The organism is Streptomyces sp. NPDC058000, assembly GCF_042886435.1.
Lineage (GTDB): Bacteria > Actinomycetota > Actinomycetes > Streptomycetales > Streptomycetaceae > Streptomyces.
Map to the genome: position 1 here is coordinate 1 of NZ_JBHVQS010000009.1, position 26,350 is coordinate 26,350.

Sequence of the window (26,350 nt, forward strand, 5' to 3'; positions counted from 1 at the left end):
ACAAACGCGACTACATCTTCCACGGCACCCTGACCACCGCAGCCATCGTGATCTGGCTCCGTGATCTCGTCAAAGAGCCATCAGACACTGCCTAGCCCCACTCCGAATTGGGGGCCGACTGCCGGGCCGGTAACCTTGATAGCCCGGCGCGGTGCTTCAGTGTTGACGATCATCCTTGGCCTATCCTGGGGGCCATCCTGAGGCAGGGGTACCAGCCACCATCGCTGGGATGCCTTTCCGCTATCATTGGACAATTGCAGAAATTCATCCCGCCCATCCAGGATGCGACCGTCCGGGGCATAAGTGACCCTGAAGGGTCCTTCGGTGACCCGTTCCAGGCTCCAGTACTGCAGCGCATCAAGGTGCCGGTCAAGCGCGCTCGCAAGGGGAGCTTGCCCAGCCCCCTGGGTTGCATCCCCGTCAGCTGTCACGACAAAGCCGTCAGCTTTTCCGTTGGTGTAGATTTCAATACGTTCGGAAAGTTTGTTGTGAGTTGAAAGCTCCACTGTCCGTATTTGCCTTGGGCGCCGTTCGGATTGACCTGCAGAGGCGTATTTTCCACTGTACTGTCCCCCGGCACTTCAAGGAAGCCGCTGGTTGCCAGCTCGATGGTGTACTTGGTTCCCAGGGGGTTGAGCTTCCAGAGGAAGTTTCCATGAATGGAAAAAGGCCCATCGGGCGGCGGGTTATCGCCAATCCAAGACAGTAATGCACTGTCTCCTTGCGCCGCCCAGGCAGTCAAGCCATCGACGGCGCCCTGATCTGTTACGGAGAAAATTCGGTACAACGCAGCTGTATCCATGGACGGGGCTCCTGTAAAGCCGATGCTTCTTGTCCGGGCAAGACGAGGACAATCACTGTCAAATCCAATGTCTGGCCAGAGGCGCCGTCAGCCAAGTGCTGCCGGTATCGGCCTGCACGAGGCAAGCACCACCACTCCGCCCTGCTTCCACGCCTGGTGCACCCCAAAGAGCCGATCTCAGTAGCTCCGTGCGGCTTCGAAGGCGAGCAACTGGATTGACCCGCAAGCGATTTGCTACCTCGCAAGTCGCTTGCGGATCTGCCCCTCCTGGCGGCGGTTGACTCTTCTCAAGCCGCCAGGGGCCGCGCACGGCCGGCCTCTCCTCGCCCCAGGCGGCGGCGGTTGACCACCCCCGTCTTCGAGGAGTCGCACCATGGCAACCACCCCCACCGCACCGCCCGCGTCCACCGTGGGCGCCAGCAGTGATCAGTTCCAGGCCGACATCGCCGCCGCTCTGCGTTCTCGGACCACGCTCCCGCCATATGACGAAGTCCTCCGGCTGATCGACACCCTCAAGGGGCACCTCACCCCGTTCGTCGAGCAGGCTAAAGAGCACGTCAACGAATACCGTCCGCAAGACGGCGTCTGGCGCCAGGCGATCTCCGGGGCTGAGTTCCAGCTCCGGGCCGGCCCCGGAGACGGCCTGGTCTCGGCAACGCACCGCCTCCAGGCCCTCGCCCGGTGCCTGCTGTTTTTCCAGCGGCAGCTGTACCGCGACATGGCGGGCGGGGGCCAGTGAAGGGCCGTCACCGCGGCGGAGACCCGCGGCTGGACGTGTGGCTGGAGCGGCTGTGGCTGCTGGGTACCACCGCCGGCCTGACCCTTCTGGCGGTGATGACCGTCCAGCACGACGGCAACCAAGCCCTCGCCGCCTCGGCCGCAGCCCCGACACCGGCCCGGCGTCGTAGGCGCCCCGCAGCTTCCCGCCGAAACCTCGGTGGGAGAACCAGAAGAGAGAGAAGGAGTTCAGAGATGGACAACCTGATTGTGGCGAAGCGCGCGGTGAAGGTCGCCCGCAGCCAGGACCGCCTGAGCGACGGCGGCGGCACCGGCAAGGGCGACGGCAACGACTGATCGGAGCCCCAAGAAATGACCGCCATTACCGCGGCGGTCGAGTGCCTCGGCGGGGACTTCCCCGCCGAGGCGTTCGGCCGCACCTACCGCCTCTGGCACCAAGTCGGCCACTTCACCGATCTGTTCACCTGGGACGACCTCAACGAGATCACCGCACGGCACCGCCTTCAGCCCCCGCGGCTGCGGTTGTTCCACAACGGCACCCAGGTTCCCCAACACGCCTACACCCACCCGGTGGTCACCAAGCGGCACACCGTCTGGCACCGCATCGAGCCCGGCAACCTCCACCGCCAATTGCACGGGGGTGCCTCCCTTGTCCTGGACGGCGTCGACGGCCTCCATCAAGGCGTCGAGCAGCTCGCTGAAGCCCTCGAACGGCAGTTCCGGACCGATGTGCAGGTCAACCTCTACGCCTCGTGGACCTCGAAGGAGGGGTTCGGCCTCCACTTCGACGACCACGATGTGGTGGTCTTCCAACTCGAAGGCGCCAAGCGGTGGAAGATTCACGAGCCCACCCGCATCGACCCGCTCCGGGTCGACGTCGAAGCACCCGAGCCACCCGATGGCGCCCCGGTCGCCGAGGTGGTCCTGCGCGCTGGCGACATGCTGTATCTGCCGCGCGGGTGGTGGCACGCGGTTGCCGCCACCGAAGGCCGCTCCCTGCACCTGACCTGCGGCCTGACACCTACCACCGGCGCCGACCTGCTGACCTGGCTGACAGGCCAGCTGCGCGCCTCGACAACCGTCCGCGCCAACCTCCCCCACCTCGCCTCCCGCGAAGAGCAGGTAGCCCATCTAGGGGTTCTGCTCAAGGAGTTCACCGCCGGCTTGCATGAGGGGGTGATCGAGGAGTTCCTCTCCGCGCGAGGAACGATGGACGTAGGGCGGCCGATGCCGTCCCTGCCGTTCGTCGATGGGATCCCCGCTGATGAAACCCTGCACGTGCGTCTGACCGCATCGGGTGCGTGGTACGAGGTCGACGACCAGGGACTACCGGTGTTGAGCGGGGGTGGCCAGCAGTGGACGTTCGCTGCCCCGGTTCTGACGGTGGTCAAGTACCTGGTTGAGGGACGGACCATACCGCTGGGTGAGTTGGCGATAGCCTCGTCGCTCACCGTCGACCAAGTCGCCGCTGTGATCACCGAATTGGTCGCGGCTGACATCGCCGCCGTCAGCAGCAGAAGGTAGCAACCCGATGTTCACTGCCCCTGAGCCCGATGTCAGGGACCGCATGCTCACCGCCCGCGGCCACGCCCACACCCTTTTGGGCCTGGTCGGCGCCGCGGGCGGTGAGGTGTGGGGGTATGCCGGACGGACACTGTCCGGGGCCGTGACGGCCCCGGATGGCCCCGCTTGGCTGCGGCTGGTCAGCGAAGGCGAAGGCAAGGCCGGCGGGAAACTGTGGGAAGGCCCCAAGGAAGCAGAGGCGGCCGTGCCGCCCGCTGTACCCCGACCGCGACTGATCGACCTGGCCGACTGGTCCGCCGACGGCTGGGACTACCGGGCCGAGCTCTACGAACTCATCACCGCCCCACCCGTCTGCCCAAGCCCGGTCATAAGTAAGAGCGTGGAGTTGCCGGATGCCTGGTGGCACGACCTCCACAAGGCCCTCGATTGTCTCGCGCCTGTCGACACCGGCCGGGTAGCGGTGCGTGAGCAGTACATCCGCCGCCGCGTCCCGGAATTCACCGGCATCACCCCCAGCGAGATCACCTGGACCACGGTCCACGGTGACCTGCACTGGGCCAACCTCACCGGGCCGACGCTGACCCTCCTGGACTGGGAGGGCTGGGGCAGCGCCCCCGTCGGCTACGACGCCGCGAACCTGTACCTGCACTCCCTGCACGTACCGGAGCTGGCCGAGCACGTGGCCAAGGAGTTCGCGCACGTCCTGGGCACCCCCGCGGGGTTGGTCGGTGAACTTGCCGCCTGCACCGAGATTCTCCAGGCAGCGTCCCGGGTGCCGTTCTATGCCGATCTCGCCGACTCGGTGCGGCGGCATGTCGATCAGCTCTCGGCGTTGGTGAACTGACGGTAGATCTCAACTCCCCCAGCGTGCGTACCTGAAGAGGATCTAGGTAGGCCGAATGGGTGACGGCTGGCCCTGCAGGCCCCGCCGGGAGGTCCTGAACCCCAGGGGCCCCAGCGAGTGGGGCCCGCCCTGCGCCAGCCCCTGGAGGGCGGCCGAGTGCCGCCGTCTGGCCCGGCAGCCGATGAGATAGGTACTCGCCACGGGAGAGCAGTCTGCGGGTACCCAGATCATGCGTTCCTTCGGCGGCAGCCACGGTCCACCAACTCGACGTCGCTGTTTGTGACGCCTGCGGCAAGTTGGCGCAGATTGTCGCGCCCGCGAGGTATAGGGGCAAGGCCCAACGCCCCGCTACATGCCTCAGAGGTCGTTATGAGGCTCGATGCCCGTTACGGGATTGGCGTTGGGCAAGGCTTGCTGCTCGTGGGGGTCGGCGCGGGGTTACGGGCGGGGCTGGGTGAACAGGCCGGGTTCGATTTCGGTGAGGATCCCGCGGCTGACCAGGCGCTTGAGCTTGGAGCGGATGCCTTCGGTGTGCTTGGGCAGGAGAGGCAGGTCGAGGGCCAGGCATAGGTCGCGGGCTCGCAGTGGCCTGTCCTCGTCTATCGGGGTCGTCGGCGAGGGCGAGGACCGTCTTGCGGGTGATCCGCAGGTGTTCGAGGTGCTCGTCGAGTTCACCGAGCCGCGCGGTGAGCTCTTCGATCTGCGCCCGCACCAGCTCGGCCTGGTCGGTCACGGCCTCGTGAACGGCCGCCATGGCGACCTCGGCTCGTCGCTCGGCAGCTTAATTGGCCTGTACTGCGGGGCAGCCTCGGCCAGGCGGGAGACCTGGTCGGCGTGCGGTTCCGGCTGCAGGAGGAGCCACAAAGCGCGGCGCGCATGTCGCCGAGTCGGCGTCGGCTACGGTGGTGAGGTCAGGTGCCGTTGTAGCGGGCACTGCCGCTGTGCCACTCGCGGTTGCCGCCGAGCCAAGACCACACCCCCGCGAGGAAGCGGCGCAGCTCGGGAGAGCCGGTGAGGGACAGGGCCGCAGCTTCCGCCTCGAAGGTGCGCACCAGCTCGTCGTGGATCTCCACACTCTGTTTGACTGCCTCAGGTCGGGAACACTGCTCGTGCGCGGCGATCACGACGGGCAGGTTGAACTCCACGCCTTGGTCGTGGTCTTCCTTGCCCATCGAGTACAGGTCGTTGACGAGCGTGCTGGCGTTGCCCGCCATCGTCACGACACGTCGCACTCGCGGATCGTCGTACTCGGCTGCGGAGAGCCGGTAACCCCCCACGACGTCGATCAGTGCCAGGCAGGGGAGGAAACTGTTGAACTGCCGGTGCGCCAGGTACTCCCAGACGGTCGGCATACGCTCCTGGACGCGCCAGGTGCCCTCGTGGGCATAGGCCACGAACAGGGCGGCGACCTCTTGGCGCAGCCGCGCCACCTGGGGCCCGTCCGCGACCCGGGCCAGGTGCTCGAAGGCGGAGCGGAGGGCGACCCGGACGGGGTCGTCGCAAAGGACCTTCTCCTGTTCGGGCAGATAGCGGACTGGGGGATGGGCGGGGTCGAAGGCTGTGTAGGCGATCCCGAGGCGCGCACCTAGGGGTTCCGGCACGGCCCCGTCGTCGCAGTAGTAGTCGTCCGTTGCCCACTCCGCCAAGGCGCATTTCGCCGCGATCAGTAGCCGGTCCGGGTCGTCGCTGTCGGGGTGGGCCAGCATCATCATGCGTCCGACGTTCACCGCGCGGATGTGGTCGATTTGCCCGGCGTAGAGCCCGATTTCCTCGGCCCACTCCACAAGGCGGTCGTTGACGTGTTCGCCGAGTGCCGGGTCGTCGCGGACCGGTGGGGGACAGTACAGCTCCGGGACGTCGGCATCGGACGCACAGGTCGACTCTGTATTGGAGGTGTCTTGGGCTGGTCTGCCGGCCGCGATGCGAGCGGCGGAGGTGCCCAGCCCGGTCGGTCCCGTCAGCGCCGGGTGCGGTGTTGAGCGCCGTCCGGTGTCGGGCAGCGCGCGCGGGGCAGCGGTGCGGACGCTCTGGTGGTGGGAGAGCAGCGTGGCTACGAGCCGCGCCATGTCGTGGTCGGCTGCACGCGCGGTCATTCGGGACAGCAGTGACACCGGTTCTCGTCTCCGTTCTCAAAGTGTTGCTCAAGTGCCGTGAACAGCGGCGCGAGATGCCGTCCGGTGTCAGGACGACGTGCGGTAGATCTCGACGTTCTCCAGGACACCCAGTGCGTCGGGGACGAGAACGGCAGCTGAGTAGTAGGTGCTGACCAGGTAGGAGATGACGGCCTGGTCGTTGATTCCCATGAACCGTACGTTCAGGCCGGGCTCGTACTCGTCGGGGATGCCGGTCTGACGCAGGCCGACCACGCCCTCGTGGTCCTCTCCCAGTCGCATCGCGAGGATCGAGCAGGTTCCCTCGTCCGAGATCTGGAGCTTGCTGCAGGGGAAGAGCGGCACTCCCCTCCAGGCGGGGATACGGTGACCTTCTTCGGCCTCGACATGGTCGAGGCCGATTCCCCGCTTGCTGCACTCGCGACCGAGGGCGGCGATGGCGCGGGGGTGTGCGAAGAACGCCTTGGTCTGACGCCGCATGCTGAGCAGCTCGTCCATGTCGTCCGGGGTGGGAGGGCCGGAGTGGGTGGAGATGCGCTGGCTGTAGTCGGCGTTGTGCAGCAGCCCGAACTCACGGTTGTTGACCAGCTCGAACTCCTGGCGCTCACGCAGTGCCTCGATGGTCAGCCGAAGCTGCTGGTCGATCTGGTCCATCGGGTCGTTGTAGAGGTCGGCGACCCGGGTGTGCACCCGCAGGATCGTCTGCGCCACGCTCAGCTCGTACTCGCGCGGTGCGAGCTCGTAATCCACAAAGGTGCTCGGCAGCAACGGCTCACCTGAGTGTCCGGAGACGAGCGCGATCTCGGCCTCCCCGCGCTTGTTCTGCGGCAGTGCCATCTCGGCCTGGCGCTGCCGGACATGGGAGCTCAGATGCCCGTTCTGCCCTGCCACTTCCTGGTACGCGGCCCGGGGCAGTGCCAGCACTGTGCACGCAGTCACCGTGCGCGCTGTGAACCCCCACTCGCCCGGTTCCTCGGACACTGCCTGCCCGCCGAAGAATCCGCCGTTGGCCACCACGCCCAGTCGTGCCTCTTCGCCGTACTTTCCGTTGGCGACCTTCTCTACCTTGCCGTGCGCGATCAGGTAGACGTGGTCGGCCGCCCGCCCCTCCTCGACGATCACCTGGCCCGGCTCGTACTCCCGCTGTTCGAACCGGTCGGCCAGCGCCTGCAGCACCTGGGCATCGTCGAATCCGCGCACCAACGGCAGTTCACTCAGCTCTGCCGGGACCACCCTGACCGTGGCTCCCTCCTGCATGAAGGTCACCCGGCCGTCACCGATTTCATACGCCACACGGCGGTTGACCCGGTACGCGCCACCCTTTACTTCCACCCAGGGCAGTGTCCGCAGCAGCCACCGGGAGGTGATCGCCTGCATCTGGGGCACGGACTTCGTGGTGGTCGCCAGATTCCGGGCGGCTGCGATACCCAGACTGAGCTGCTTCTGCCCGGCCGTCTGCGCGGGCTGCTCCGGAAGCTGCGGGGGTGCTGTGGTCGTCATCCTCATCCTCTCCGTCAGTGCGCATGCGGGGTGAAGGAATCTCATGAACGGGCCGGCCGACCGCTCGGAACCCACTACGCAACGTGAACCGGCACCGGAGGTTATTGCTTTCCGTAAATGCTATGTAGCGCTCAGCATTCGTACGGGGTGCGGGGATTCGGGTGGCCCACGTCGGCCCCGAAGGCCCGGCGCGCCCCTTCAGTCCTGGCGAATCCTGCAGTTCAGCGGCATACGGGAAGCCTCGACAAGCAGCTGTGCTCCGGCATGCGGACGGAGCGTCCCTGCACAGTCATTAACACCCAAAAGCATGAGTGGGTGTCATGAGGCCCGGCGCTCGCCTTGGTATCGCTCGGACGAGCGACTTTGAGGTGTTCATGCCGGTCGGCGGGCTTGGGCGTGCTGGGGTGGCGGGGTGAGTGAACGCAAGCCGTACCCGAGCGACTTGTCCGACGAACGCTGGGCATTGATCGAGCCGGTGATCACCGCGTGGAAGGCCGCGCACCCCTCGGCCACCGGCCACCAGGGCGCCTACGAGATGCGGGAGATCGTGAATGTGATCCTGTACCAGAACCGCACCGGCTGCCAATGGGACTTCCTGCCCCACGACCTGCCCCCGAAGGGGGCGGCCTACTACTACTTCGCCGCCTGGCGCGACGGCGGCACCGACCAGCAGGTCCACGACCTGCTGCGCTGGTACACGCGCGAACAGCGGCGCCGATTAGCCGACCCCAGCCTCGTCGTGCTGGACACGCAGAGCAAGCACGCGGCCGCTGGGGTGCCGGCCGCCACGACGGGGAAGGATGCGGCGAAGAAGGTGCCGGGCCGCAAGCTGGGGCTGGCTGTTGACGTGCTGGGACTGGTGATCGCGGCGGCGGTCACTGCCGGTTCGGCCCACGAGAACGCGATCGGGATCACCCTGCTGAACAAGGTCGTCGAGCAGACCGACACGGTCAAGAAGGCGCTGGTGGACCAGGGCTTCAAGGCCGCGGTCGTCGAGCACGAAGCCCGCTTGGGCATCGACGTCGAGGTCGTCGAGCGCAACCCGGCCCACAAGGGTTTCATCCCGCAGGCCAAGCGGTGGGTAGTGGAGCGCGCCTACGGGATCTTGATGATGTACCGGCGCCTGGTCCGCGAATACGACCACCGCCCCAGGAGTTCGGAGTCCCGCGTGTACTGGGCGATGACCGACGTGATGACGCGTCGGCTGACCGGCACCACCGCCCTCACCTGGCGGGACGCATGACCAGTAGCAGCGACACGGCGAAGCCGCTCCTGGAACGGATCGACGCCCGCGAGCAGGCCGTGACCGACCAGGCCGAGCTGGTGCGGGCGCAGATCGAAGAGCTCACCGCGCGGCTCGGTGAACTCGACGAGCACCTCGAACACCTGCGGATCACCCGCAAGACGGTCCTCGCCCTCGCCGACGACCCCGATACCGGGCAGGCCAGGGGCAGTTCACCGGTCCCCGAGCTGCCGGAGCACCCCGCCTATCAGCAGATCATGACCGTCCTCGCCGACGAGGACAGGCCACTGCGAGCCCGCGACCTATGCCTGGCCCTCGACCTGCCTCTCCTGCCCAAGCACACCGAAGGCATCCGCTCCAAGCTCAAGCGCCTGGTCAGCCGCGGGATCCTCACCGGAATCGAACCCGGCCTGTTCACCCAGCCCCGCCCGTAACCCCGCGCCGAACCCCACGAGCAGCAAGCCTTGCCCAACGCCAATCCCGTAACGGGCATCGAGCCTCATAACGACCTCTGAGTCGGCGAACCCGGCCTGGCCGTGAACTCCCTCTCCTGCAGCTCGGTGGCGGTGGCGGCGAGCATCGGGCGCGCTCGTGAGTGAGACAAGGGGCCAGAGCAGGTCCGGGTGCCGACCGAAACCGCCACATCAAGGCCGGACCCAATCATCGCTTTCAGCAACAAGGACTGGAATAGATGGCTGACGAGCAAGGAACCACCGCCCGGGGGATCTACACCTCCCAAGCCGGTATCGGCACGTGGCTTCAGCTGTGGCGGGAAGAGCGACTCTTCCAGGCGGAGGAGCTCACACCGGCAAGCTCGAAGGACGAGAATCGCACCGCCGTCGTCAGTATGTTCCCGTATCCCTCCGGCGATCTCCACATAGGGCACGCCGAGGTATACAGCATCAGTGACACTCTGGCCCGCTTCGCCCGCATGCGCGCCCAGATCCGCTTGGGCCCACACGCAGTGAAGGCCCGGTGAATCCACCGGGCCTTCACATCTGAGTAGCGGGGACAGGATTTGAACCTGCGACCTCTGGGTTATGAGCCCAGCGAGCTACCGAGCTGCTCCACCCCGCGACGGCACGATGAACTGTACGGCACTGAGTCGGACCAACCGAATCGACGTCAGGTCGGTGTGACCAGGAGAAAGCGCCGGCCGGCGAGCACACTCCATCAACCGACCTTGACCAGACTGCAGCTGGCGGAGGCGGACCGGCTTGAGGCGGGGACCGAAGAGCCGGCCCCGCTCCACTCGACGGCACGGTGATGCTGGGGCGACCGTCATCGCGACCGCCGCTGGCCTACAGAATTGGGTGTCGGTCGCTGCCGGGTCGGCAGTGGCAAACTGATCAACGATCGGCATTGCGAGCGTCAGGCATGTATCGCTCGACGTGGGAGGGGACTTGGTGCGGATCTCACACCTTCTTGGGGGCTTCAGGCGGGTTGGACGTTGGTGGCCACCAGAAACACTCCCCAAGGGTGCTGAGGGTCACCGTGGATCAACTCCACTGTGTAGTTGACGGCCTGGCCCCGGTGATATTCCTCCGCCCTGCGTTCGTTGGGGCAGGTGAAGTTCAGGATCGCGCCGCCGTTGTCGGGCTTGATCTGCCCGTGGGGCGATCCCTTGGAACAGTCGACGAGCACGGTGCCCCGAGTGGACTCCAGGGCAAGCCGCGGGGCTGGGCAGTCTCGAGCGTGGTCGTAGTTGCAGCCGAGGCGGGGGCCGGAGCGTGGGTAGAGCGCGAAGGGCTGCCCGTGGTCGTCAACGATCGTGGTGCCGTGGCGTCCGGCGCACAGCCAGTCGATCTCGAGGTGCCACAGGATCTCGTCGCCGCCGGCAGCGGGCGTGAGGATGAACTCCTCGACATCGGTGGCGCTCACCGAGAAGGGGAAATCCGCATCCTCGGCCCGCAACTGGGGCGTGGCCTCGTTGAGGTCGGTGCTGAAATGCCGCGGCGCCACCCTGCGGAAGGTGGGGACTGTAATGAGGCCATGACATGCCCGGCGGGCGGGATGACGGGACAGGACCACCGGGCGCATCCCTCGCAGAATCACCGCCCGCCCGGTCAGGCTGCCCTCCACGGTGACCCGGAAGGAGCCCTCACGGACCATCACCTCGGGCGGGTTCGTATCCACCAGGACCGTCTGCTCGTCGTAGGGGTCGTACCTGCCCGAGCGGTCCACGGTGACGATGAGCGGGCTCTCGGCGTCCGCGAGGCCGTCACCCGGCAGATGGAGGTGGACCCCGCCGCTGATCGTCCCCGCTTGTACGACGGCTCCCTGCTGCCCTCCGTTCACCTGGTTCTCGATGTTCCCGGTCTGTCCGTCGCTCATCCATCCCCCTGCCGTGACCGGACCTCACCCCCATCGTGAGGTACACCCAACTGCGCCGCGTCCACAGACAGTTCACCCCCCTCGGTCCCGGTCGTCACTCCCGCGGCGGACAGACACCGTACCGCCGCGGAGCCGGAGGGCGGCCCTCCCGTCCCGGGTAGCCGATTTCAGGCGCCTGGCAACCGCCGCGACCCGCCCGGGGCAGCTGCTCTGCGGCTACCCGTGGGCCGTGGCGTCCGCCCGGACCGAGCCGGCCGGAGCCATGCCATCGACAGACCGGCCGCCCGAGCTCGCCGCGCGTCACATCCTCGGCCCGCTGCACCCCACGACCGACATGCTCGAGAACGACGTTCTCCTCCAGCGCGGCGGACACCGAGCTCACTCAGGCGTCGGCCGCCCGCTGAAGCGACCACAATGCACCAGCCGGGGAAACGTCGTTGTAGATTTGCTGATGCCGTGGCCTGGGGTTTCTCTGGTTGTCTCACGGCGTGGCCGGTGCGTCCTATCTCACGCGCCGTGTCATTTCCTATGTGTCAGTGCCCAGCTCGCCGACCGTAGATTGGACGGGGCGCCTGAGGACGGCGCAATGCCCCTGCCGCAGCCCTCTGCCTCCATCCCATGCGCCGCTGGCCATGGGTAGCCGACGGTAAGTGGCAGCGAGGCTTGCGACCAGGATACTTGCCATGATGGCAAGTATCCTGCAATGCTTGCCATCATGGAAAGAACATCGGACAACTCCGGTCGGCTGACGCCAGATTCGGCCCGCTCCGCCCTGGACTCCGTCGCCGCCTTCCGGGCCCGTGCGGCCACCCACATCGCGGCCCCGTGGTGGTACCACGTGGGCCTGGGTGCCGCGGTGGCGCTCGTCTTCAGCTCCATGAGCCTGCGGGAGGCATCCTGGGCGGTCCCTGCGTTCGTCGTCGTGGTGCTTGGCCTCGACTACGCGGTCCGGCGTGCGACCGGCGTCTCCTTTCAGCGGTTCACCGCCACGCTCGGCGCCATGAGGATCTTCGGCGGGTACGTCCTGGCCTTCGTCCTGCTGGCCGCCGCCGGCATGTACCTGGAGTGGGGTGCCGGCGTGCCGTGGGCCATCGCCGTGACCGGCGGCGTGATCGGCGTGCTCACCGCGGCCGTGGGGTTCCGCGTCGACGTGGTTGCCGGACGCGACATCCGGGCCGGGCGATGACCGGCGCGGCCTTCGACGAGGTGATCCACGCACCGAACCGGTTGCAGATCTGCAGCATGCTCGCCGCCGTCGACGCCATGGAGTTCTCCGTCGTCCGCGAGGCGCTGGGGGTCAGCGACTCGGTGCTGAGCAAGCACGTCAAGGTCCTCCAGGAGGCGCAGTACGCCTCGGTCACGAAGGTCCGCCGGCGCGCCTGGCTCGCGCTCACCCCGACCGGCCGGAAGGCCCTCGCCGGACACATCGGCGAGCTCCGCCGCATCGTCAAGCAGGCGGAAGCCGAGCGCTGATCCGCGCTGGCCCGTCGCGACCCCAGCTCCCCCACTCGCCCTCCTCGAAGTCCCAGTTGGCCGGTGGAGTTCTGGCTGATGAGCAGGCCAAGGCACATGGGACGTTCACCGAGGTGCCCACGCGCCCGGAGCTGGAGCGGTTCTCCTTCCTCGACGATGACGACCGCGATCTGATCGCGCTGCGGCGTACGGATGTGGCCAGCGGGTGAGGGTGGCCAGGTTCCGGGGGAGTCGCAAGCCCGACGCCAGAAGTACTCGTGCGGCGGCCCGCCAGCCGGGCAGGATGATCTGAGGGACACTCGGCGCCGGCTGCGAGGCACACACCCGTCAGCTGAGAGGACGCCACGGGCCGTGTGCAATCGCGGAGTGCGGTGGTCCGACGTCTTGAGCTCGGCCGCCGCACTCCCGGTTCAGCCGCTGGTCAGGTCGAGGGCTTCGAAGCCGGAGTCCGCTGGGATGAGGGAGTAGCCGCTGGCGCCGGGATGAGGTCGTTGGCTTCGCATAAGGAGACCCCAGAACGGCGGTGACTCGTGGGCGGGCCACCATCCGCCAACTATCTCGTGTCAGGCCCTGGGGCGCGGCTCGCGGTCAGCGCCAACAAGCATGACAACTCGCCGCAGGTGCCAACAAGACTCTCCCGTAGCGGCTCGGCCAGGGAATACCGCTCGGCATGAGCGCGGGAACGCCCCGGTCCAGAGCGGACAAGCAACGATCCTCGCCACCGGAGGCTTCGGCTTCACCGGACCCGCACCGTATGAGCCCTGCTCGACCAGGGCGACGACTGCGTCGACGTCCGCCGAAGCCAGCCGGCCCCTGGACGGTGACCGAGCGCCGCCGCCAGGTCTGGCCGTAGACGAGGTAGGTACTCGCCACGGGAGAGCATCCTGTGGATAGCCGGATCGTGCGTTCCGCTGGCGGCAGCCGCAGTCCGCCAACTCGACGTCGGTGTTTGTGACGCTTGCGGCAATCTGGCGCCGATCGCCGCGTCTGCGAGCCATTGGCTGACGGTGAGCTTCGCCCGGTGTTCACTGCCCTCGGCCCTGATCACTGTCTCGCGCGCCTGGGCCCACGGTCCTTGATGCGCCTTCAGCCATCAGTCGCTGTCGGTGAGCTCATCCGCCATGACGTTGACTTGGTTGCTGAGGATGCAGAGTTCGTCGGCGGCGTTGTGTGGTTGCGGGAGTCGCGCGCGGGCTACCTCGCCGCAGATCCCAACACCGGATCGACACTGTGGCGGGTGGATGTCGGACAGCCGCTGGTGAGCGGTGTGATTCGCGTGGATGACGGGTTCGCCGTGGCTAGCGAAGGCGCACTCTTCCGCCTGCGACCGGACGGACAGATCATGGAGAGAGCACCCCACGCACACAGGATCAGTGCCCTCCGAGATCTTGGCGCTGGAGACATGATCGTTACGACCAGAGGAACGCTCAAGGCGCTTGCCTTGGAGCCACGCCAGCCGGGTGAGTAGCCAGGAATAGTGCACGGCCGGGATACAACCCCTCCGCCAGTAGTGCTGGGATTGGAGACCGGGTGGGTGCTGCCCCGAAACTGACGGCGGCCGCCACCTGATCTACGGGCGGGTGTTCAAGAACGCCGCCGACGAGGACGGTAACCACCACTCCGCCGACCACCTGCGCGAGGTGTCCTGGGTGGCGATCCCGCCGGTGGTCAAGGCGATACGCGTGCTGGAGCGAAACGCCTCCGACGGCGGGCTACTGTTCGATGCGGCCGCGCGGCGGGTGAGGAAGCTCGACGTCGACTTCACCCCGCTGTGCGACCAGGACCTGGCTGTGGCCGGTTTCGGCACGGCCGCCTGAAGCGGGAGGGGCTGGGCGGCATCATGAGGGTCATGGACGGGGACCAGGTACACCATGTCGCCCGCGGGTGTCATCTGGGCATCCGGAACCGCGCTTTGGACGAGGAACCGCAGGTGGCCTTCTTGGCGAAGTCTCTGCCGTTCGACAGGTTTCTGCGTACCGGGTGTGCCGCGGTCGCGGCATGATCCCGGGGCGCCGGTTCGCCCAGGGGGAGGCGGAATCGATCGAAACGGGGGAGGCGGCAGTGCGAGACCAACTTCTGGGAGGCCGTTACCGGTTGGTGCGGCAAATCGGCGAGGGCGGCATGGGGCAAGTCTGGGAGGCGCAGGACGAGTCGCTGGGCCGACGCGTCGTGGTCAAGGTGATCTCGCTGCTCGCTGCTCGCCGGCGGCGGAAGCCATGGCACCGAGGCACGCGCCAGGTTCCTGCGCGAGGCACGGATCACCGCCCGATTGCAACACCACAACATCGTGACCATCCACGACCTCGGTGAGACCGACACCGGGGACAAGCTGGCCCCGTTCCTGGTGATGGAGCTGGTCCGGGGCGAGGGCCTCGACGCAGTGCTACGCCGAGGCGCCGTCACCTTGCCGGACGCGGCTCACTGGGGCGCGCAGATCTGCGACGCACTGGCCGACGCGCACCACGCCGGAATCATGCACCGAGACATCAAGCCGTCCAACATCCTCATCACGCCTTCCAACGCCGTGAAAGTCCTCGATTTCGGCGTCGCGCGGGCAGCCGACCCCTACGCAACCACGGACCGCTTGACTCAGACCGGCTTCATCGTGGGCACGCCCCCATACATGGCCCCCGAACAAGCGCGCGGCTTCCCGGAGCCTCGCAGCGATCTGTACGCGCTCGGTTGCCTCCTCTTTGGGCTGATTACAGGCCAACTGCCCTTCCAGGCGCCGTGGGCTATCTGTCGGCGCACCTCACCCAGGACCCGCCCGCCCCCAGCTCGGTCTCTACAGGCATTCCACCCGCCTGGGACGACCTCGTGCTCACCCTGCTGCACAAAGACCCCGACAAGCGGTTCCCGAACGCGGCCGTCCTCGCCCAGGCGCTACGACGACTCGACCACACCGATGTCCCCGCAACCGTCGGACCGAGCCGCATCCCCCCGCAAGTGGAGTCCCGCGCTGTGCTCCTCGCCCGGCTCGCTACCGCCATGCGGGCCGCGCACGACGTCGCCGCGACCCGTGTCCTGGCCGCTCTGAGTCACACGCGGCTTCGGCACCACGAGGCATCGGGCCGGCCGACTACGCCGGGACAACCGCCACCATCACGCACCCGGCATCTGACCGCCGCGACTACTCCCCAGCCGCAACAGCCCACCACGATGCCTCAACCGCCCGCAACCGGCGGCCCATTCGAGGCAGCCTGGACGGGCAAAGAGCCCCTGGACAGCTACACCGAGAAGCTCCCAACATCCCCCTCGCGGAGTGATGTGGGAGGGGCGGTGGCCATGGCGGTGGTGGCGGTCCTGTCAATCGCCGCTGCGATAGCGGTGTTCCAGGGCCCCAACGGGAGCCATGACGAGATCTCCCGGACCGTGACCCTGGGCATGTGCGGGATCCTGTTCGGGACCCTGCTCACCATGGGTGCCCTCGTCTCCGCTGTGTCGGCTGGCAGAAAGAAGAAGGTCGCGCACGTACCCGAGGTGATACCGGGCTGGACTTTGCATGTCGGCCCGAACTGCATCGTGACCAACGGCGCTTCCGGACGCCGTGAGTTCACCTGGGACCGGATCAAGAACGTAACCATCACAGCGTTCCAGAATTCGGCACCGTACCAGTTCACAGTGCTCTTCCTGGAGTTCTCGCCGGCCCTGCCCCCGCTGCCGCCGGCGGGATGGCCCTCCCCGCAGCCACCCCGCTTCTCGTTCGCCCCGAAGGCGACCCCGGTCTGTGCTTTGGGGCCGATGACGCATGAGCAACGGACCGCGCTGCAGGACGCTCTCTCCCGATACCGGGCACGGTAGGAGCGATGCTGAAGTCTGAGGCGAATGAGCGTCAGATCGACGACGGTCCGGTCTCGTGACGACTCTGAGCTAAGGACAACGCGCTTCGTGCTCCCAGAAATGAGCAGTTCTGAGAGGGCGTTATGTGGGCCGTCTTCCCCCTTGTGCCGAGTCGGTGCTTGGTCATGACGAGCTCTCCAGTTGGCTCCTCAGCAGTTGAGTCAGCCTGCGTGGAGGTCAGTTGGACGTCAGTTGGACATTAGTAGGGCTGACCTCCTTGACCTCAACCGAACTTTAGGTAGGAGCCTGGGGGCATGAAAAACGACACCGCCGCTCCTCGCGGCACCTCCCCTTCAGATATGGGGTTGTCCGATCCGCAGAACCCCGACCTCGGCCTGCTGTCCGACGCCACGCTCGATGAGCTGGCCGAGAAGCTCGCCGTCGCGACGACGATCGTCGGCATCGGAGAGTCCACGCGATTCTCCCGGGAGACCTTCGGCCTGCGGGACCGCCTCTTCCGCAGGCTGGTCCAGCACCACGGGTTCCGGGCGCTGGCCGTGCAGGACAGTGCCGGCGTCGCCGCCGGCCTCGACAGGTACGTGCGCGCCGGTGAGGCTTCGGCCGAATCCGCGCTCGACGGCGCCTGGCGTCCCTGGCGCACCGCCGAGATGGTCGCGGCATTGGAGTGGATCCGGGCGTTCAACCAGGAGCACCCGAACGACCCCGTACGGATCTTCGGCGTGAAACCCGTGCAGGCGCAGCCCGAGGACTACGACGCCGTCCTGGATCACGTCCGTGCGTCGGCCCCGGAACGGCTGGGGGAGGCGACGTCCCACCTGGATCTGATCCGGACCGCTCACCAGACCGAGGAGCACGTGCAGCGCGCCCGGGGAATGCACCCGGGACGCCCGTTCGCCGACCATGCCCGCGACGCACTCGCGCTGATCCGGTCATTGCCCGATGCCGACCGCGACAACGGCGTCCTGGCGCGGATGCGTCTGATCGTGGACTTCCATGAAAACAGCGTCGCCGGGCGAGGCAACTATGCGGGCGACGCCGCAGTGTGGGCGGACGCCATCAGCGACTATCAGAGCCGGACCGGCCTGCGGGTGGTCTACTGGGACGGGATCGCCCACACTTCGGCGGCCGCGGTGACCAGCGGGCTGGCTCCCCAACATGGTCCGCAGCCCAGCATCGGCAGCCTTCTGCGCAAGCGTTACGGAACGCAGTACGTCTCCGTGGCGATCGGTTTCCATCATGGAGACCTCCGTGTCGTCACGGTCCCGGAGCCGGCCGGAGATTTGATCGACGCGAAGCTCGGCGAGGTGGATCTGCCCGCCCACTGGCTGGATCTGCGCCGCGCCGCCGTACGCCGCCGATGGGACGGACCGGCGAAGGCCCGCGTGATCAGCGGCGTCTACGATCCGTCCCGCGACGCCGCCGAGCACATCGCGGTCGCTTCCCTCGCCGATGCCTTTGACGTACTCATCCACATTCGCAGGGTGTCTCCAGTGCGATGGCTGCCGTGAGTGGCCCCCTGATACCAGCCTGACATCCACGATGACTGATCGGGTCGCGTGTAGACACGGGAGCTGGATCGCCAAGGTCGGCAGAAGGTGTGGAACCTGCATGCGCAGGTTCCACACCTCGCCCTTTTCCTGTCGGTATGCCTGGAAGCAGCGGTACCCGGGCGGCAGTGGCTCTGGGATAAGGGTGCCGCCCTCGGCGGCCAGCTTCAGCACGGTCGCGCGGGTGATCTCCAGCCGCTCCAGGGTGCGTTCGGCGGCATCGAGTTGGCATCGGAAGCTTCTCCTGGAGGCACGAGCACCCCAACAGGCCGGGCATGTCCGCGGATTCGCCGCAGGCCCGGGACATCGCCGAGCGAAGGCGGCGCAGTGGCGGCCCAAGGCGAGCGGCCTGAAGCTGCTGACCAGGTACCACTCCCTGGTGGCGACGGTCAACGGTACGCCCGAGGCGGAACCGGACCGGGCGGCGGCAAGCGCGCTGCCGTGCGCCGCTGCACCGCATTAGCCGTCCGTTAGTGCAACGCCAACCTGACCGTTGAAGCTGATTGTCGTCCGGGAGTGAGACGAGAGAACGCAGCAACGGGAGGGCAGCGATGACGGATCGTGGAGACGGGCGCGCGGCGAGCGGGATGTTCGGGCGGCGGGGGGCGAGGTTCGCCGCGGTGGGTGTCGTGGGGGTGGCTGCGGCCGTGTTGGCGGTGACGCCGGCGTTCGCCAAGGGGAGTGCCACTGTCAGTGTCTCGCCGGGCACCGTGAAGGTCGGCCAGAGCGTCCACGTCAAGGGGCAGGGGGGCAGTGACGCGCTGCGGTACGCGAAGTTCTGCGCGCAGGAGCGGGTCGGGACGCATGGTGCGTGGCACACCGTCAAGTGCGGCCGCGTCGTGGCCGTGGACACCAGCGACGCCAAGGTCGATGTGAGGGTCAAGGCCGGTCATCGGGGCGTGCTCCAGTTCCGCGGGGTGCTCTACGGCGTCGACGGCCCGCGCGGCGGCCACCCGCGCGCGGACATCACCACGCAGACCAGGACCGTCCACGTACGCTGACCCGGCGCCCGGGCCCGAACCCGGGCGCATTGCGCGGTAGTTTGCAGGAGTTGGGGCGCCCGTCCGAGGAGAGGACGGGCGCCCCGGTCCGCACCCGGCCACCTCACCGCCGACCGACCGCTACCGCCGCCACACGGCGACGTTGGGATGCACATCGGGGTGGTGGCCGAGCTGCTGCTGACGGCTGGCGCAGTGGTGTCCGCAGCCGAGGCTGAGCGGTGAGCGGTGAGCGGGCAGCACCCCGGAGCTGGCCAGGCACGTCACCGCGATCCGCTACGACGCAGACACCGGTCAGCTCACTGTGTGCGTTGCTGACATCCGATACCCGGTGCCCCGAACTGCACGGACGGCTCACATAACGGCGGATGTCCCCGGACGCTGGATCGGAGAACATCCGGACGCGAAACCGAAGCAGCATCCAACGCCCCAAAGGGCGAGGCGTGTTGGACACATGAACTACCCGTACTGCGTGGGGCCCTGACCAATGACTGGCAGGGCCCCACGAGCATGAATCGAAAGGAACCTCACTCTTGCTCTACCGAATACGCACCCGTGCCCGCGGGTTGCGGCGCGCGTCGGCAGTAACAGCTCTCACCGCGGCCATATCTTCGACCGTAGTGGCCGCCGCCCCGGCGAGCGCAGTGTCGGTCTCGGCCGACGGTCGGACGGGCCCTCAGGTCGTATGCACCTCTGCCAAGTCTGGCCTCGCCGACCAACTCGCCCATGACATAAGGGCCGTGGTCGCTTCCCCGGAAGCGAAGGGGGACACCTCGATCGCCTTGTACGACCGTGTCACCAAGACCCGTTGCACTTACGACGCCGACCGACAGCACGACTCAGCCAGCGTCGTCAAAGTCATCGTGCTGGGCGCCCTGCTGCGCCAGGCCCAGGACGAGCACCGTGCGCTGACGGAGACCGAGCGCACCCTCGCCGCGAAAATGATCACGACGTCCGACAACGACGCCACCACCACGTTGTGGAAACAGCTCGGCCTCAACCGCATCAAGGAGTTCCTGCGCCTTGCAGGCATGCAGCGCACCGTCCCCGATCCGGACGGCTACTGGGGTCTGACCCAGATCGACGCCACCGACCAGCTCACCCTGATAGAGCTCTTCACCGCCGCGAACTCCATCCTCGTCGACGGCTCCCGGGCCTACGCGTTGAGCCTGTTGCACCAGGTCATCCCCAGTCAGCGCTGGGGGGTACCGGCCGGCGCGCCGAGCGAGGCGACGGTCCAGGTGAAGAACGGCTGGCTTCAGCGCACCGGTGGTAGCTGGCGGGTACACAGTGTGGGCGCCTTCACGGGGGGAGGCCATGACTACGGGATCGTGGTCCTGACCTCGGGCCGTGCGAGCATGCAGGCCGGCGTAGAGGTGATCGAGAGCCTCGCCCGCAAGATTCACGCGGACATCAACGGAACCCGCGTCATCACAGGCCGGACGCTTCGCAGCCAGGCCCTGCCTGCCGCCTCCGACGGTTCGCTCGTCCCTGCGAGCGGTCGGTAATCCACCTGCCACGGCTCTTGTCAGAGACCGAGTGGTGCGACGGGCCCGCCAGCCCATAGCGGGAAGCGGAAACGTATGCCCTGGCCCCCCGGGTTGGCGCTGGCAACAGCGCCAACCCGGAGCCAGTCCAGTACGCCATGCAGCATCTCAAGGACGACCGCGCCGAAATCATCGAAGGGGTCATCGAGACCGTGCCGGCGAGCTGGGACCACGAAGTAGTCGCCGACACCCTCCGCGGACAGATTCGGGCCTGCGGCCGCGAACTCGACTGCGTCATCTGTCCGATCGGGGACGCGCCGCTTTCGAGCCGTGACGGGATCCCTACCGCCGGTTTGCCACCCCCACTACTCGGTGCTGGGTAGCCGTCAGGTGATGTCACATCACCTGCCGCGGGGAGCCCCATGCCGTTCCGCGCCCGCCGGCTCGCCGCCCTGATCCGCCCAGCGTTCCTTGTCCCGCTGGCCGCCAACCAGCCGGACGAGGACGCGATCACGCCGGCCGGGGCGAACGAGCGGCCGTCGGCCGACTGCAAGGGCTGCGGCGGACACCTCGCCAGCACGGTGGAAGCTCGCGGTCTGCATGTCCTGTGCCGGCGCCCCGCCCCGACGCTGGATGATGTTCCGCTCCCGCCTGAACAGTTCGGCCTCGATGAGCTGGTGACCGGGGCAACGTCACGCTAAGCACCAACTTGCTCCGCCTCCGGGGCGGGCTGAAAAAGGGAGGGAGCATGAGCGTCTACGACAAGACTCCCGAGAGCTACCTCGCAGCAAACCGACTCGGCACCCCGCTTCAGCCCCTGCCAGGGCCGGGTGGGAGCTTGCATTTGACGTATGCGTCAAGTTTTAGCGTCGTCGGGATGTTGTGCGTCGACCCCGTAGGGGGCGGCCGCGCCTTGCGGGTTTTGCCCGCCCTTTCGTCGAGGAGTTTCGATGACCACTGCTGTTCCTGCCACCCATCGGGAGGTGCGCCTGGCCGCCCGTCCGCAAGGCCCCCTCCGCACCGGCCACTTCCGCATTGCCGAGGTCCCGGTGCCCGAGGCGGTCCCTGGTGAGGTGCTCGTGCGGAACCAGCTGATGAGCGTCGCTGCGGTAATGGACACCCTTGTGCGCGGCGACACCAATCTGCCCATGCCGCCCTACGAGCCGGGCGAGGTCCTGGCAGGACCGGCCATCGGCGTGGTGGTCGCCGCGCCGGGCACCGACCTCAAACCCGGCGACCTCATCACCCACAACGGTGGCTGGCGTGAGTACGCACTCATCGATGCGGCAGACGCGCAGCGCATCGACCCCGAGGCGCTGCCGGATGCCGCTGCGTATTTGTCACAGGGGCTGACCGCGTGGCTGGGGATCGTGCGGGGAGCCGAGGTACGGGCCGGGGACACGGTGTTCGTCACCGCTGCGGCCGGTGGAGTCGGCTCCCTGGCTGGGCAGTTCGCCCGCCTGCGGGGCGCGACGAGGGTCATCGGCAGTACCAGCTTCCGCCGCAAGGGCCAGTACTTGGTCGAGGAACTCGGCTACGACGCCGTCGTCACCCGCGATGCGGGCCCGATCGAAGACCAACTGCGCGAGGCGGCCCCTACCGGCATCGACGCGGTCTTCGACAACGTCGGCGGGGAACAACTGCTGGCCGCGCTGGCCGTCGCCCGCCGCGGCGCCCGCGTCGCTCTCGTCGGCACGCTGTCCGGACAGATGTCGGGCAACCTGAGCGCACCGGTCGAGATCGACACCGGCGCCCTCATCTTGCGGGGCATCAACTTGCGCGGCATGTCTGGCAGCGATCACCTGGACGCGGTCCCCGAGTGGTTCCGGGAGTTCAGCCGTGGGCTGCACGACGGCACCCTCACCTTCCCGCGCACCCGACTGCCGGGCATTGATCAGGCACCGCGGGCGTTGTGTGAGTTGATCGAAGGACGTCATGTGGGAGCAGTGCTGGTAGAGCTCTGAACCCGGGCCCGAGGAGGAACAACGATGCGTATCGGTGATGCGGCGGCGGCCTCGGGCCTCACCCCGCGGGCGCTGCGCTACTACGAGCAGCGGGGATTGCTCACAGCGCGGCGTACGCCGTCGGGTCATCGCGACTACGGACAGCATGACATCGAGCGGTTGCGTGCCATTCGTGAGTTGCTGGACGCGGGCCTGACGATCGGTGACGTACGGGCCTTCGTCCACGTACTCGACATCACGTCACCGTCCGGGGGCAGGACCTCCGCAACGACCGGTGAAGGCGGGACGGGCCACTGCCCGGTCGCCGAAGTCACCATCCAGCGAGTGGCCGAACTCAACCAGCGCATCGAGCAGTTGACCCGGGCCCGAGACCGGTTGACCACCGCACTCGCACACCGATTCGGCGACTTCTTCCACGCCCCGCCGGCAGACCTGACACCGGAACCGACGCCCGCCTGAGCCGGGAGCAACCGATCCAGTGATCCAAACTCCGCACAGGCCCTGGGACCTGTCCCGAGGGATCGTGTCGGTGTGCCGGGCGGCGCCGAGTGACGCCCGAGGTCGGCTCGTGCCCGCCGTCCGACCCGGGGTTCCGTCACGGTGCGGGCAGTTTCCGGACCGCGGACTCCAGGGCCGTGACGATTCGTCGGACGTCCTCGGCGGTGGTCCGCCAGTTGCTGAACGCGGCGCGGAGGGCGGGCACTCCCGCATGCACGGTGGGGGTCAGGAACACCTCGTCGGCCAGGGCGTCGGCCAGGTCGGCGAGGCGTACGGCGCTGGGGGAGTCGGTGAGGGTGAAGCAGACGACGTTCAGGCGGACCGGGGCGAGCAGCCGCAGGCCGTCGAGGGAGGCGACCGCCTCGCCCAGGGTGCGGGCGCCGTCCGCGCAGCGTTCCACGATGTCGCGGTGGCCCTCGCGCCCGTAAGCGCGCAGCGTGAACCAGGCGGGGAGGGCGCGCAGTCGGCGGGAGTTCTCCGGGGTCAGATGGACGAGATCGGGGGTGTCGCCCAGCGGGCCCAGATAGGCGGCGGCGTTCTGGAAGACCCGGGCCTGGAGGTCACGGCGCCGGGTGAACTGGACCGCGCTGTCGTACGGGACGTTCAGCCACTTGTGCAGATCGATGCAGAGCGAGTCGGCCAGGTCGAGACCGTCGGCCAGGTGGGCGTGGTGCGGGGAGAGCGCGGCGAAGGCGCCGAACGCGGCGTCGACGTGCAACCAGCAGCCGTAGCGGTCGCGGAGCGCGGCGAGGGCGGGCAGGTCGTCGAAGTCGACGGTGTTGACGGTGCCGGCGTTGGCGACGATGACGCAGGGGCCGTCGGCCTCTTGGAGGGCGCGTTCCAGCGCGGCCGGGTCCACCGCCTCCCGACCGGGGAGGGTGGGGACGGTGACCAGCGCGGACCGGCCGAGGCCGAGCATCGACAGCCCCTTGGCCACGCTGGAGTGCGGGGCGCCGGAGAGCACCCGCACCGGGCCGAGCGCGGCCACCCCGTCCTCGGCCGGGGAGACGCCACGCCGCTCCCCGAGCCATTCGCGGGCGATCGCCAGGCCGACCGTGTTGGACATGGTGGCGCCGCTGACCAGCGCGCCCTCCTGGGCGTCGGACAGCCCGAAGAGCGCGCGCAGCCAGTCCACCGTCTCCCGTTCCAGGTGCGCTCCGGTGGCGTCCAGGGACGACATGGAGTTCTGGTCCGCGGTGGCGGTCAGCCAGTCGCCCGCGAGGGCCGCCGGGGTCACGCCGCCGGTGACGAAGCCGAGGTAGCGCGGGCCGGCGCTCGCCGACAGCCCGGGTTGCCAGCGTGCCCGGAAGTCCTCCAGTGCGTCCCGGAGTCCGGTGCCCCGCTCGGGCAGCGGCTGTGGTGCCGGGGTCGGCCGGGCGGGGACGACCGGCGCCTCGGCGAGCCCGTCGAGGAGGGCCGCGGCCTGCTGCCGGGTGGCCTCCAACAGGTCGGGCAGCGCGGCGAGGTCGGCGGCGAGAGGGGGGTGCACGATGCGCTCCGTTCGTCGGTTCGGGACCGTTCGTGGCCGACGCTAGCGGGGAGCGCGCCTCCGCTTCATGGTCCAATGCGGGGAAAGTGGACCGAAATCGGGGGCGGGGGAGCGGACCGGGTGTAGGTCTCCACACTCCGGCGCGGGGGCCTACGCCCGCGCCGCGACCGTCGACTCGGCCGGGGCGTCCGCCGCACGGGATTCCTCCGCGGTGCGGCGCTCGTCGAGGAACCCGGCGATCAGGGCCGCGAATCCGGCCGGGTCCTCGGCCGGCGCCCCGTGTCCGGCGTCGATCTCCTGATAGCGGCTGTCGGGGATCCCGGCCAGCAGCGCCTGCTGCTGATCGGCGCCGATGATCCGGTCGTGGGCGCTGGCCAGTACCAGCGTCGGCGCCGTGACCCGGCCGAGCAGCGGGCGCAGGTCCACCGACAGGTCCACCTCGGTCTGCCGGGCGATGCCGGGCGCCAGGGTCGTGGCCAGCCCTCGCACCAGTTCCTCGTTGGCCGCGGTGTCGGTGTGCTCCCAGTAGCGGGGGCCGAACGCCGCCAGCGGCAGCATCCGGGCGAAGTGCGCGGTGCCCTGTGCGGCGTCGGTCTGCAACAGGTCGAGCCAGTAGGCGAATTCGGCCCGCATCCGGGTGTCCGTGTGCGCCCACCCGGCGTGCAGGACCAGCGAGTGGATCCGCTCGGGCCGGTGCGCGGCGAGGTGGGTGGCGATCGCGGCGCCGAGCGAGTGGCCGACCAGGTGGAAGCGGTCCAGCCCGGCGTGGTCGGCGGCGGCCAGCACCTCGTCGGCGAGGTCCGCCAGGGTGAGCGGGCCGCCGTGGTCGGTGGTGCCGCCGGAGCCCGAGTAGTCCGGCGCGACCACCGTGAAGCGGTCGGCGACGGCTTCGGTCAGCGGGAGCCACTGCTCGCGGGTGGCGCCGGTGCCGTGCACCAGTACCAGTCCCGGGCCGGTACCGGTGCGGTCGTACTCGACGCTGGCCGCGCCGGCGCTGAGGGGTACCCGTGTGACGGGCATGGGAGGTCTCCTTCATGGGTGGGTTGTGCGGACCGCCTGCCCGGGCCGTCCGTGCGGGGGCCTGGGCAGGCGCGGGGTGGGGCGGGTGTTCAGGCGGAGGTGTGGCTGGCCGGTGCCATCCGGGCGAGTGCGGCGCGCAGTGCGGTGTTGAACTGGTCGGGGTCTTCCTGGTGGGGCATGTGGCCGGCGCCGGTGACGACGGTGAGTTCGGCGCCGGGCGTGAGGGCGGCGCAGGTCCGGGCCACTTGAAGGGGGATGGAGGTGTCGAGTTCGCCGTGGATGTAGTGGATCGGCACCTGGAGCGCGGGCAGGATCGGCCGCGGGTCGTAGCTGCTGGCGGCGACGAAGTGCTGGTCGATGTGGACGCCGGAGTCGAGGATCTGTCGGACCGTCCAGTCGATGAGGGCGGGGGAGGTGCCGGGTGCGTACCATCCGGGTACCCAGTCGGCGAGCGTGCCGGCCCGGTCCAGGCGCAGACCTTCCCTCAGCTCCGTCATCGGCATCCCGGTGGACGGCCAGTACGCCGGCCCGTCCACGGCGATCACGCCGCTGATCAACTCGGGGCGGCGGACGCCCAGTTCGGTGGCGAAGGTCGCGCCGACCGACGAGCCGACGATCACCGGTCGGTCCAGCCGCAGCGCGCCGATCAGGGCCACCAGGTCGTTGACCACTCCGGCGGTGGTGTTGCCGCGGACGGGGCGGGCCGACCGCCCGCAGCCCCGCCAGTCGACCGTGACCACCCGGTGGTCCCGGGTGAAGTCGGGCAGCTGCGCGCCCCAGGTCCGGGCACTGGTGCCCCAGCCGTGCAGGAACAGCAGCGCGGGGCCGCTGCCCTCGTCCTCGTAGTAGAGGGTGGTGTCGTTGACGTCCAGGTGGGGCATGGCGGCCTCTTCTCGCCTCGGGGGTCCGGGAGGGCCCGTGGTTCGTGATGTGCCAAGCCAACCGCGATCACGTCCGCTGACCAATGAGCGATCCGC

General features: G+C 68.4%; 23 protein-coding genes, 1 tRNA gene and 1 pseudogene. 17 read left to right on the top strand and 8 right to left on the bottom strand.

From position 1 onward, the window contains the following. Positions 1–427: 427 nt before the first annotated feature. Positions 428–802 (bottom strand): hypothetical protein, encoded by a 375-nt coding sequence (locus tag ACFVT2_RS11770; RefSeq protein ID WP_390015443.1) that lies wholly within the window; start codon positions 800–802, stop codon positions 428–430. Between the two features lie 373 nt (positions 803–1,175). On the opposite strand from ACFVT2_RS11770, the gene ACFVT2_RS11775 reads away from it, so the two are divergent. The 3 genes from ACFVT2_RS11775 to ACFVT2_RS11785 all read left to right on the top strand — a co-directional run bounded on the left by ACFVT2_RS11775 (position 1,176) and on the right by ACFVT2_RS11785 (position 3,908). Continuing rightward, positions 1,176–1,541, top strand: a complete 366-nt coding sequence (locus tag ACFVT2_RS11775; RefSeq protein ID WP_390015446.1) for a DUF6415 family natural product biosynthesis protein — start codon at positions 1,176–1,178, stop codon at positions 1,539–1,541. A 350-nt stretch (positions 1,542–1,891) separates the two neighbouring features. Next, positions 1,892–3,064: a cupin domain-containing protein gene (locus tag ACFVT2_RS11780; RefSeq protein ID WP_390015449.1), complete on the top strand. Its 1,173-nt coding sequence runs from the start codon at positions 1,892–1,894 to the stop codon at positions 3,062–3,064. 7 nt (positions 3,065–3,071) lie between these two features. Further along, entirely contained in the window at positions 3,072–3,908 is an 837-nt protein-coding gene (locus ACFVT2_RS11785) for a hypothetical protein (protein ID WP_390015452.1), read from the top strand. A gap of 911 nt (positions 3,909–4,819) precedes the next feature. Here ACFVT2_RS11785 and ACFVT2_RS11790 read toward each other — a convergent pair. Together ACFVT2_RS11790 and ACFVT2_RS11795 are read right to left on the bottom strand one after the other, a co-directional pair. Further along, positions 4,820–6,001: a family 2 encapsulin nanocompartment cargo protein terpene cyclase gene (locus tag ACFVT2_RS11790; RefSeq protein WP_390015455.1), complete on the bottom strand. Its 1,182-nt coding sequence runs from the start codon at positions 5,999–6,001 to the stop codon at positions 4,820–4,822. 87 nt (positions 6,002–6,088) lie between these two features. Then, positions 6,089–7,519, bottom strand: coding sequence for a family 2B encapsulin nanocompartment shell protein (locus tag ACFVT2_RS11795; RefSeq protein ID WP_390015458.1), 1,431 nt, complete (start codon positions 7,517–7,519; stop codon positions 6,089–6,091). 412 nt (positions 7,520–7,931) lie between these two features. Between ACFVT2_RS11795 and ACFVT2_RS11800 the strand changes: the two genes are divergently transcribed. The 3 genes from ACFVT2_RS11800 to ACFVT2_RS11810 all read left to right on the top strand — a co-directional run bounded on the left by ACFVT2_RS11800 (position 7,932) and on the right by ACFVT2_RS11810 (position 9,741). Continuing rightward, complete coding sequence (locus ACFVT2_RS11800; RefSeq protein ID WP_390015461.1) at positions 7,932–8,762, top strand: IS5 family transposase; 831 nt, start codon at positions 7,932–7,934, stop codon at positions 8,760–8,762. Then, positions 8,759–9,196, top strand: a complete 438-nt coding sequence (locus ACFVT2_RS11805) for a hypothetical protein (RefSeq protein WP_390015464.1) — start codon at positions 8,759–8,761, stop codon at positions 9,194–9,196. The genes ACFVT2_RS11800 and ACFVT2_RS11805 overlap by 4 nt, the downstream gene beginning before the upstream one ends. Before the next feature lie 257 nt (positions 9,197–9,453). Then, on the top strand, positions 9,454–9,741 hold the full coding sequence (locus ACFVT2_RS11810) for a class I tRNA ligase family protein (RefSeq protein WP_390015467.1): 288 nt from the start codon (positions 9,454–9,456) through the stop codon (positions 9,739–9,741). Positions 9,742–9,765: 24 nt separating this feature from the next. Here ACFVT2_RS11810 and ACFVT2_RS11815 read toward each other — a convergent pair. Next, positions 9,766–9,839: transfer RNA gene (locus ACFVT2_RS11815), tRNA-Met, on the bottom strand. Between the two features lie 357 nt (positions 9,840–10,196). Next, positions 10,197–11,096 (bottom strand): hypothetical protein, encoded by a 900-nt coding sequence (locus ACFVT2_RS11820; RefSeq protein WP_390015469.1) that lies wholly within the window; start codon positions 11,094–11,096, stop codon positions 10,197–10,199. Between the two features lie 715 nt (positions 11,097–11,811). Between ACFVT2_RS11820 and ACFVT2_RS11825 the strand changes: the two genes are divergently transcribed. From ACFVT2_RS11825 to ACFVT2_RS11875, 11 genes and pseudogenes are all read left to right on the top strand, one after another. Next, a complete protein-coding gene (locus tag ACFVT2_RS11825) occupies positions 11,812–12,282 on the top strand; it encodes a hypothetical protein (protein WP_390015472.1) in 471 nt (156 codons plus the stop codon). Continuing rightward, entirely contained in the window at positions 12,279–12,569 is a 291-nt protein-coding gene (locus ACFVT2_RS11830) for a transcriptional regulator (protein WP_390015475.1), read from the top strand. Before ACFVT2_RS11825 ends, ACFVT2_RS11830 begins: the two co-directional genes overlap by 4 nt. A 1,580-nt stretch (positions 12,570–14,149) precedes the next feature. Next, on the top strand, positions 14,150–14,386 hold the full coding sequence (locus ACFVT2_RS11835) for a hypothetical protein (protein WP_390015478.1): 237 nt from the start codon (positions 14,150–14,152) through the stop codon (positions 14,384–14,386). A gap of 452 nt (positions 14,387–14,838) precedes the next feature. Next, positions 14,839–15,234, top strand: a pseudogene (locus ACFVT2_RS11840) (serine/threonine-protein kinase); the annotation flags it as partial. 65 nt (positions 15,235–15,299) lie between these two features. Then, entirely contained in the window at positions 15,300–16,370 is a 1,071-nt protein-coding gene (locus ACFVT2_RS11845) for a hypothetical protein (RefSeq protein ID WP_390016025.1), read from the top strand. Between the two features lie 293 nt (positions 16,371–16,663). Then, positions 16,664–17,878 (top strand): erythromycin esterase family protein, encoded by a 1,215-nt coding sequence (locus tag ACFVT2_RS11850; RefSeq protein ID WP_390015481.1) that lies wholly within the window; start codon positions 16,664–16,666, stop codon positions 17,876–17,878. Between the two features lie 590 nt (positions 17,879–18,468). Beyond that, a complete protein-coding gene (locus ACFVT2_RS11855) occupies positions 18,469–18,918 on the top strand; it encodes a hypothetical protein (protein ID WP_390015484.1) in 450 nt (149 codons plus the stop codon). A gap of 563 nt (positions 18,919–19,481) precedes the next feature. After that, positions 19,482–20,423, top strand: a complete 942-nt coding sequence (locus ACFVT2_RS11860; protein WP_390016003.1) for a serine hydrolase — start codon at positions 19,482–19,484, stop codon at positions 20,421–20,423. Positions 20,424–20,824: 401 nt separating this feature from the next. After that, complete coding sequence (locus tag ACFVT2_RS11865; RefSeq protein WP_390015487.1) at positions 20,825–21,103, top strand: hypothetical protein; 279 nt, start codon at positions 20,825–20,827, stop codon at positions 21,101–21,103. 249 nt (positions 21,104–21,352) lie between these two features. After that, a complete protein-coding gene (locus tag ACFVT2_RS11870) occupies positions 21,353–22,366 on the top strand; it encodes an MDR family NADP-dependent oxidoreductase (protein ID WP_390015490.1) in 1,014 nt (337 codons plus the stop codon). Positions 22,367–22,390: 24 nt separating this feature from the next. Further along, on the top strand, positions 22,391–22,825 hold the full coding sequence (locus ACFVT2_RS11875; RefSeq protein ID WP_390015492.1) for a MerR family transcriptional regulator: 435 nt from the start codon (positions 22,391–22,393) through the stop codon (positions 22,823–22,825). Between the two features lie 136 nt (positions 22,826–22,961). Here the strand turns inward: ACFVT2_RS11875 and ACFVT2_RS11880 are convergent, their stop codons facing one another. The 3 genes from ACFVT2_RS11880 to ACFVT2_RS11890 form a co-directional block, all read right to left on the bottom strand. Next, positions 22,962–24,353: a pyridoxal phosphate-dependent decarboxylase family protein gene (locus tag ACFVT2_RS11880; RefSeq protein WP_390015495.1), complete on the bottom strand. Its 1,392-nt coding sequence runs from the start codon at positions 24,351–24,353 to the stop codon at positions 22,962–22,964. Between the two features lie 150 nt (positions 24,354–24,503). Beyond that, positions 24,504–25,373, bottom strand: coding sequence for an alpha/beta fold hydrolase (locus ACFVT2_RS11885; RefSeq protein ID WP_390015498.1), 870 nt, complete (start codon positions 25,371–25,373; stop codon positions 24,504–24,506). Between the two features lie 89 nt (positions 25,374–25,462). Continuing rightward, a complete protein-coding gene (locus ACFVT2_RS11890; protein WP_390015501.1) occupies positions 25,463–26,254 on the bottom strand; it encodes an alpha/beta fold hydrolase in 792 nt (263 codons plus the stop codon). Between the last annotated feature and the right edge of the window lie 96 nt (positions 26,255–26,350).

What these genes read in the sequence shown, in the direction of transcription:
- ACFVT2_RS11830 (WP_390015475.1), top strand. Translation starts at nt 12,279, where the DNA reads ATGACCGGCGCGGCCTTCGACGAGGTGATCCACGCACCGAACCGGTTG.
- ACFVT2_RS11870 (WP_390015490.1), top strand. Translation starts at nt 21,353, where the DNA reads ATGACCACTGCTGTTCCTGCCACCCATCGGGAGGTGCGCCTGGCCGCC.
- ACFVT2_RS11885 (WP_390015498.1), bottom strand. Translation starts at nt 25,373, where the DNA reads ATGCCCGTCACACGGGTACCCCTCAGCGCCGGCGCGGCCAGCGTCGAG.
- ACFVT2_RS11790 (WP_390015455.1), bottom strand. Translation starts at nt 6,001, where the DNA reads ATGACCGCGCGTGCAGCCGACCACGACATGGCGCGGCTCGTAGCCACG.
- ACFVT2_RS11890 (WP_390015501.1), bottom strand. Translation starts at nt 26,254, where the DNA reads ATGCCCCACCTGGACGTCAACGACACCACCCTCTACTACGAGGACGAG.
- ACFVT2_RS11865 (WP_390015487.1), top strand. Translation starts at nt 20,825, where the DNA reads ATGCCGTTCCGCGCCCGCCGGCTCGCCGCCCTGATCCGCCCAGCGTTC.
- ACFVT2_RS11805 (WP_390015464.1), top strand. Translation starts at nt 8,759, where the DNA reads ATGACCAGTAGCAGCGACACGGCGAAGCCGCTCCTGGAACGGATCGAC.
- ACFVT2_RS11780 (WP_390015449.1), top strand. Translation starts at nt 1,892, where the DNA reads ATGACCGCCATTACCGCGGCGGTCGAGTGCCTCGGCGGGGACTTCCCC.
- ACFVT2_RS11875 (WP_390015492.1), top strand. Translation starts at nt 22,391, where the DNA reads ATGCGTATCGGTGATGCGGCGGCGGCCTCGGGCCTCACCCCGCGGGCG.
- ACFVT2_RS11855 (WP_390015484.1), top strand. Translation starts at nt 18,469, where the DNA reads ATGACGGATCGTGGAGACGGGCGCGCGGCGAGCGGGATGTTCGGGCGG.
- ACFVT2_RS11810 (WP_390015467.1), top strand. Translation starts at nt 9,454, where the DNA reads ATGGCTGACGAGCAAGGAACCACCGCCCGGGGGATCTACACCTCCCAA.
- ACFVT2_RS11820 (WP_390015469.1), bottom strand. Translation starts at nt 11,096, where the DNA reads ATGAGCGACGGACAGACCGGGAACATCGAGAACCAGGTGAACGGAGGG.
- ACFVT2_RS11825 (WP_390015472.1), top strand. Translation starts at nt 11,812, where the DNA reads ATGGAAAGAACATCGGACAACTCCGGTCGGCTGACGCCAGATTCGGCC.
- ACFVT2_RS11850 (WP_390015481.1), top strand. Translation starts at nt 16,664, where the DNA reads ATGAAAAACGACACCGCCGCTCCTCGCGGCACCTCCCCTTCAGATATG.
- ACFVT2_RS11775 (WP_390015446.1), top strand. Translation starts at nt 1,176, where the DNA reads ATGGCAACCACCCCCACCGCACCGCCCGCGTCCACCGTGGGCGCCAGC.
- ACFVT2_RS11795 (WP_390015458.1), bottom strand. Translation starts at nt 7,519, where the DNA reads ATGACGACCACAGCACCCCCGCAGCTTCCGGAGCAGCCCGCGCAGACG.
- ACFVT2_RS11770 (WP_390015443.1), bottom strand. Translation starts at nt 802, where the DNA reads ATGGATACAGCTGCGTTGTACCGAATTTTCTCCGTAACAGATCAGGGC.
- ACFVT2_RS11785 (WP_390015452.1), top strand. Translation starts at nt 3,072, where the DNA reads ATGTTCACTGCCCCTGAGCCCGATGTCAGGGACCGCATGCTCACCGCC.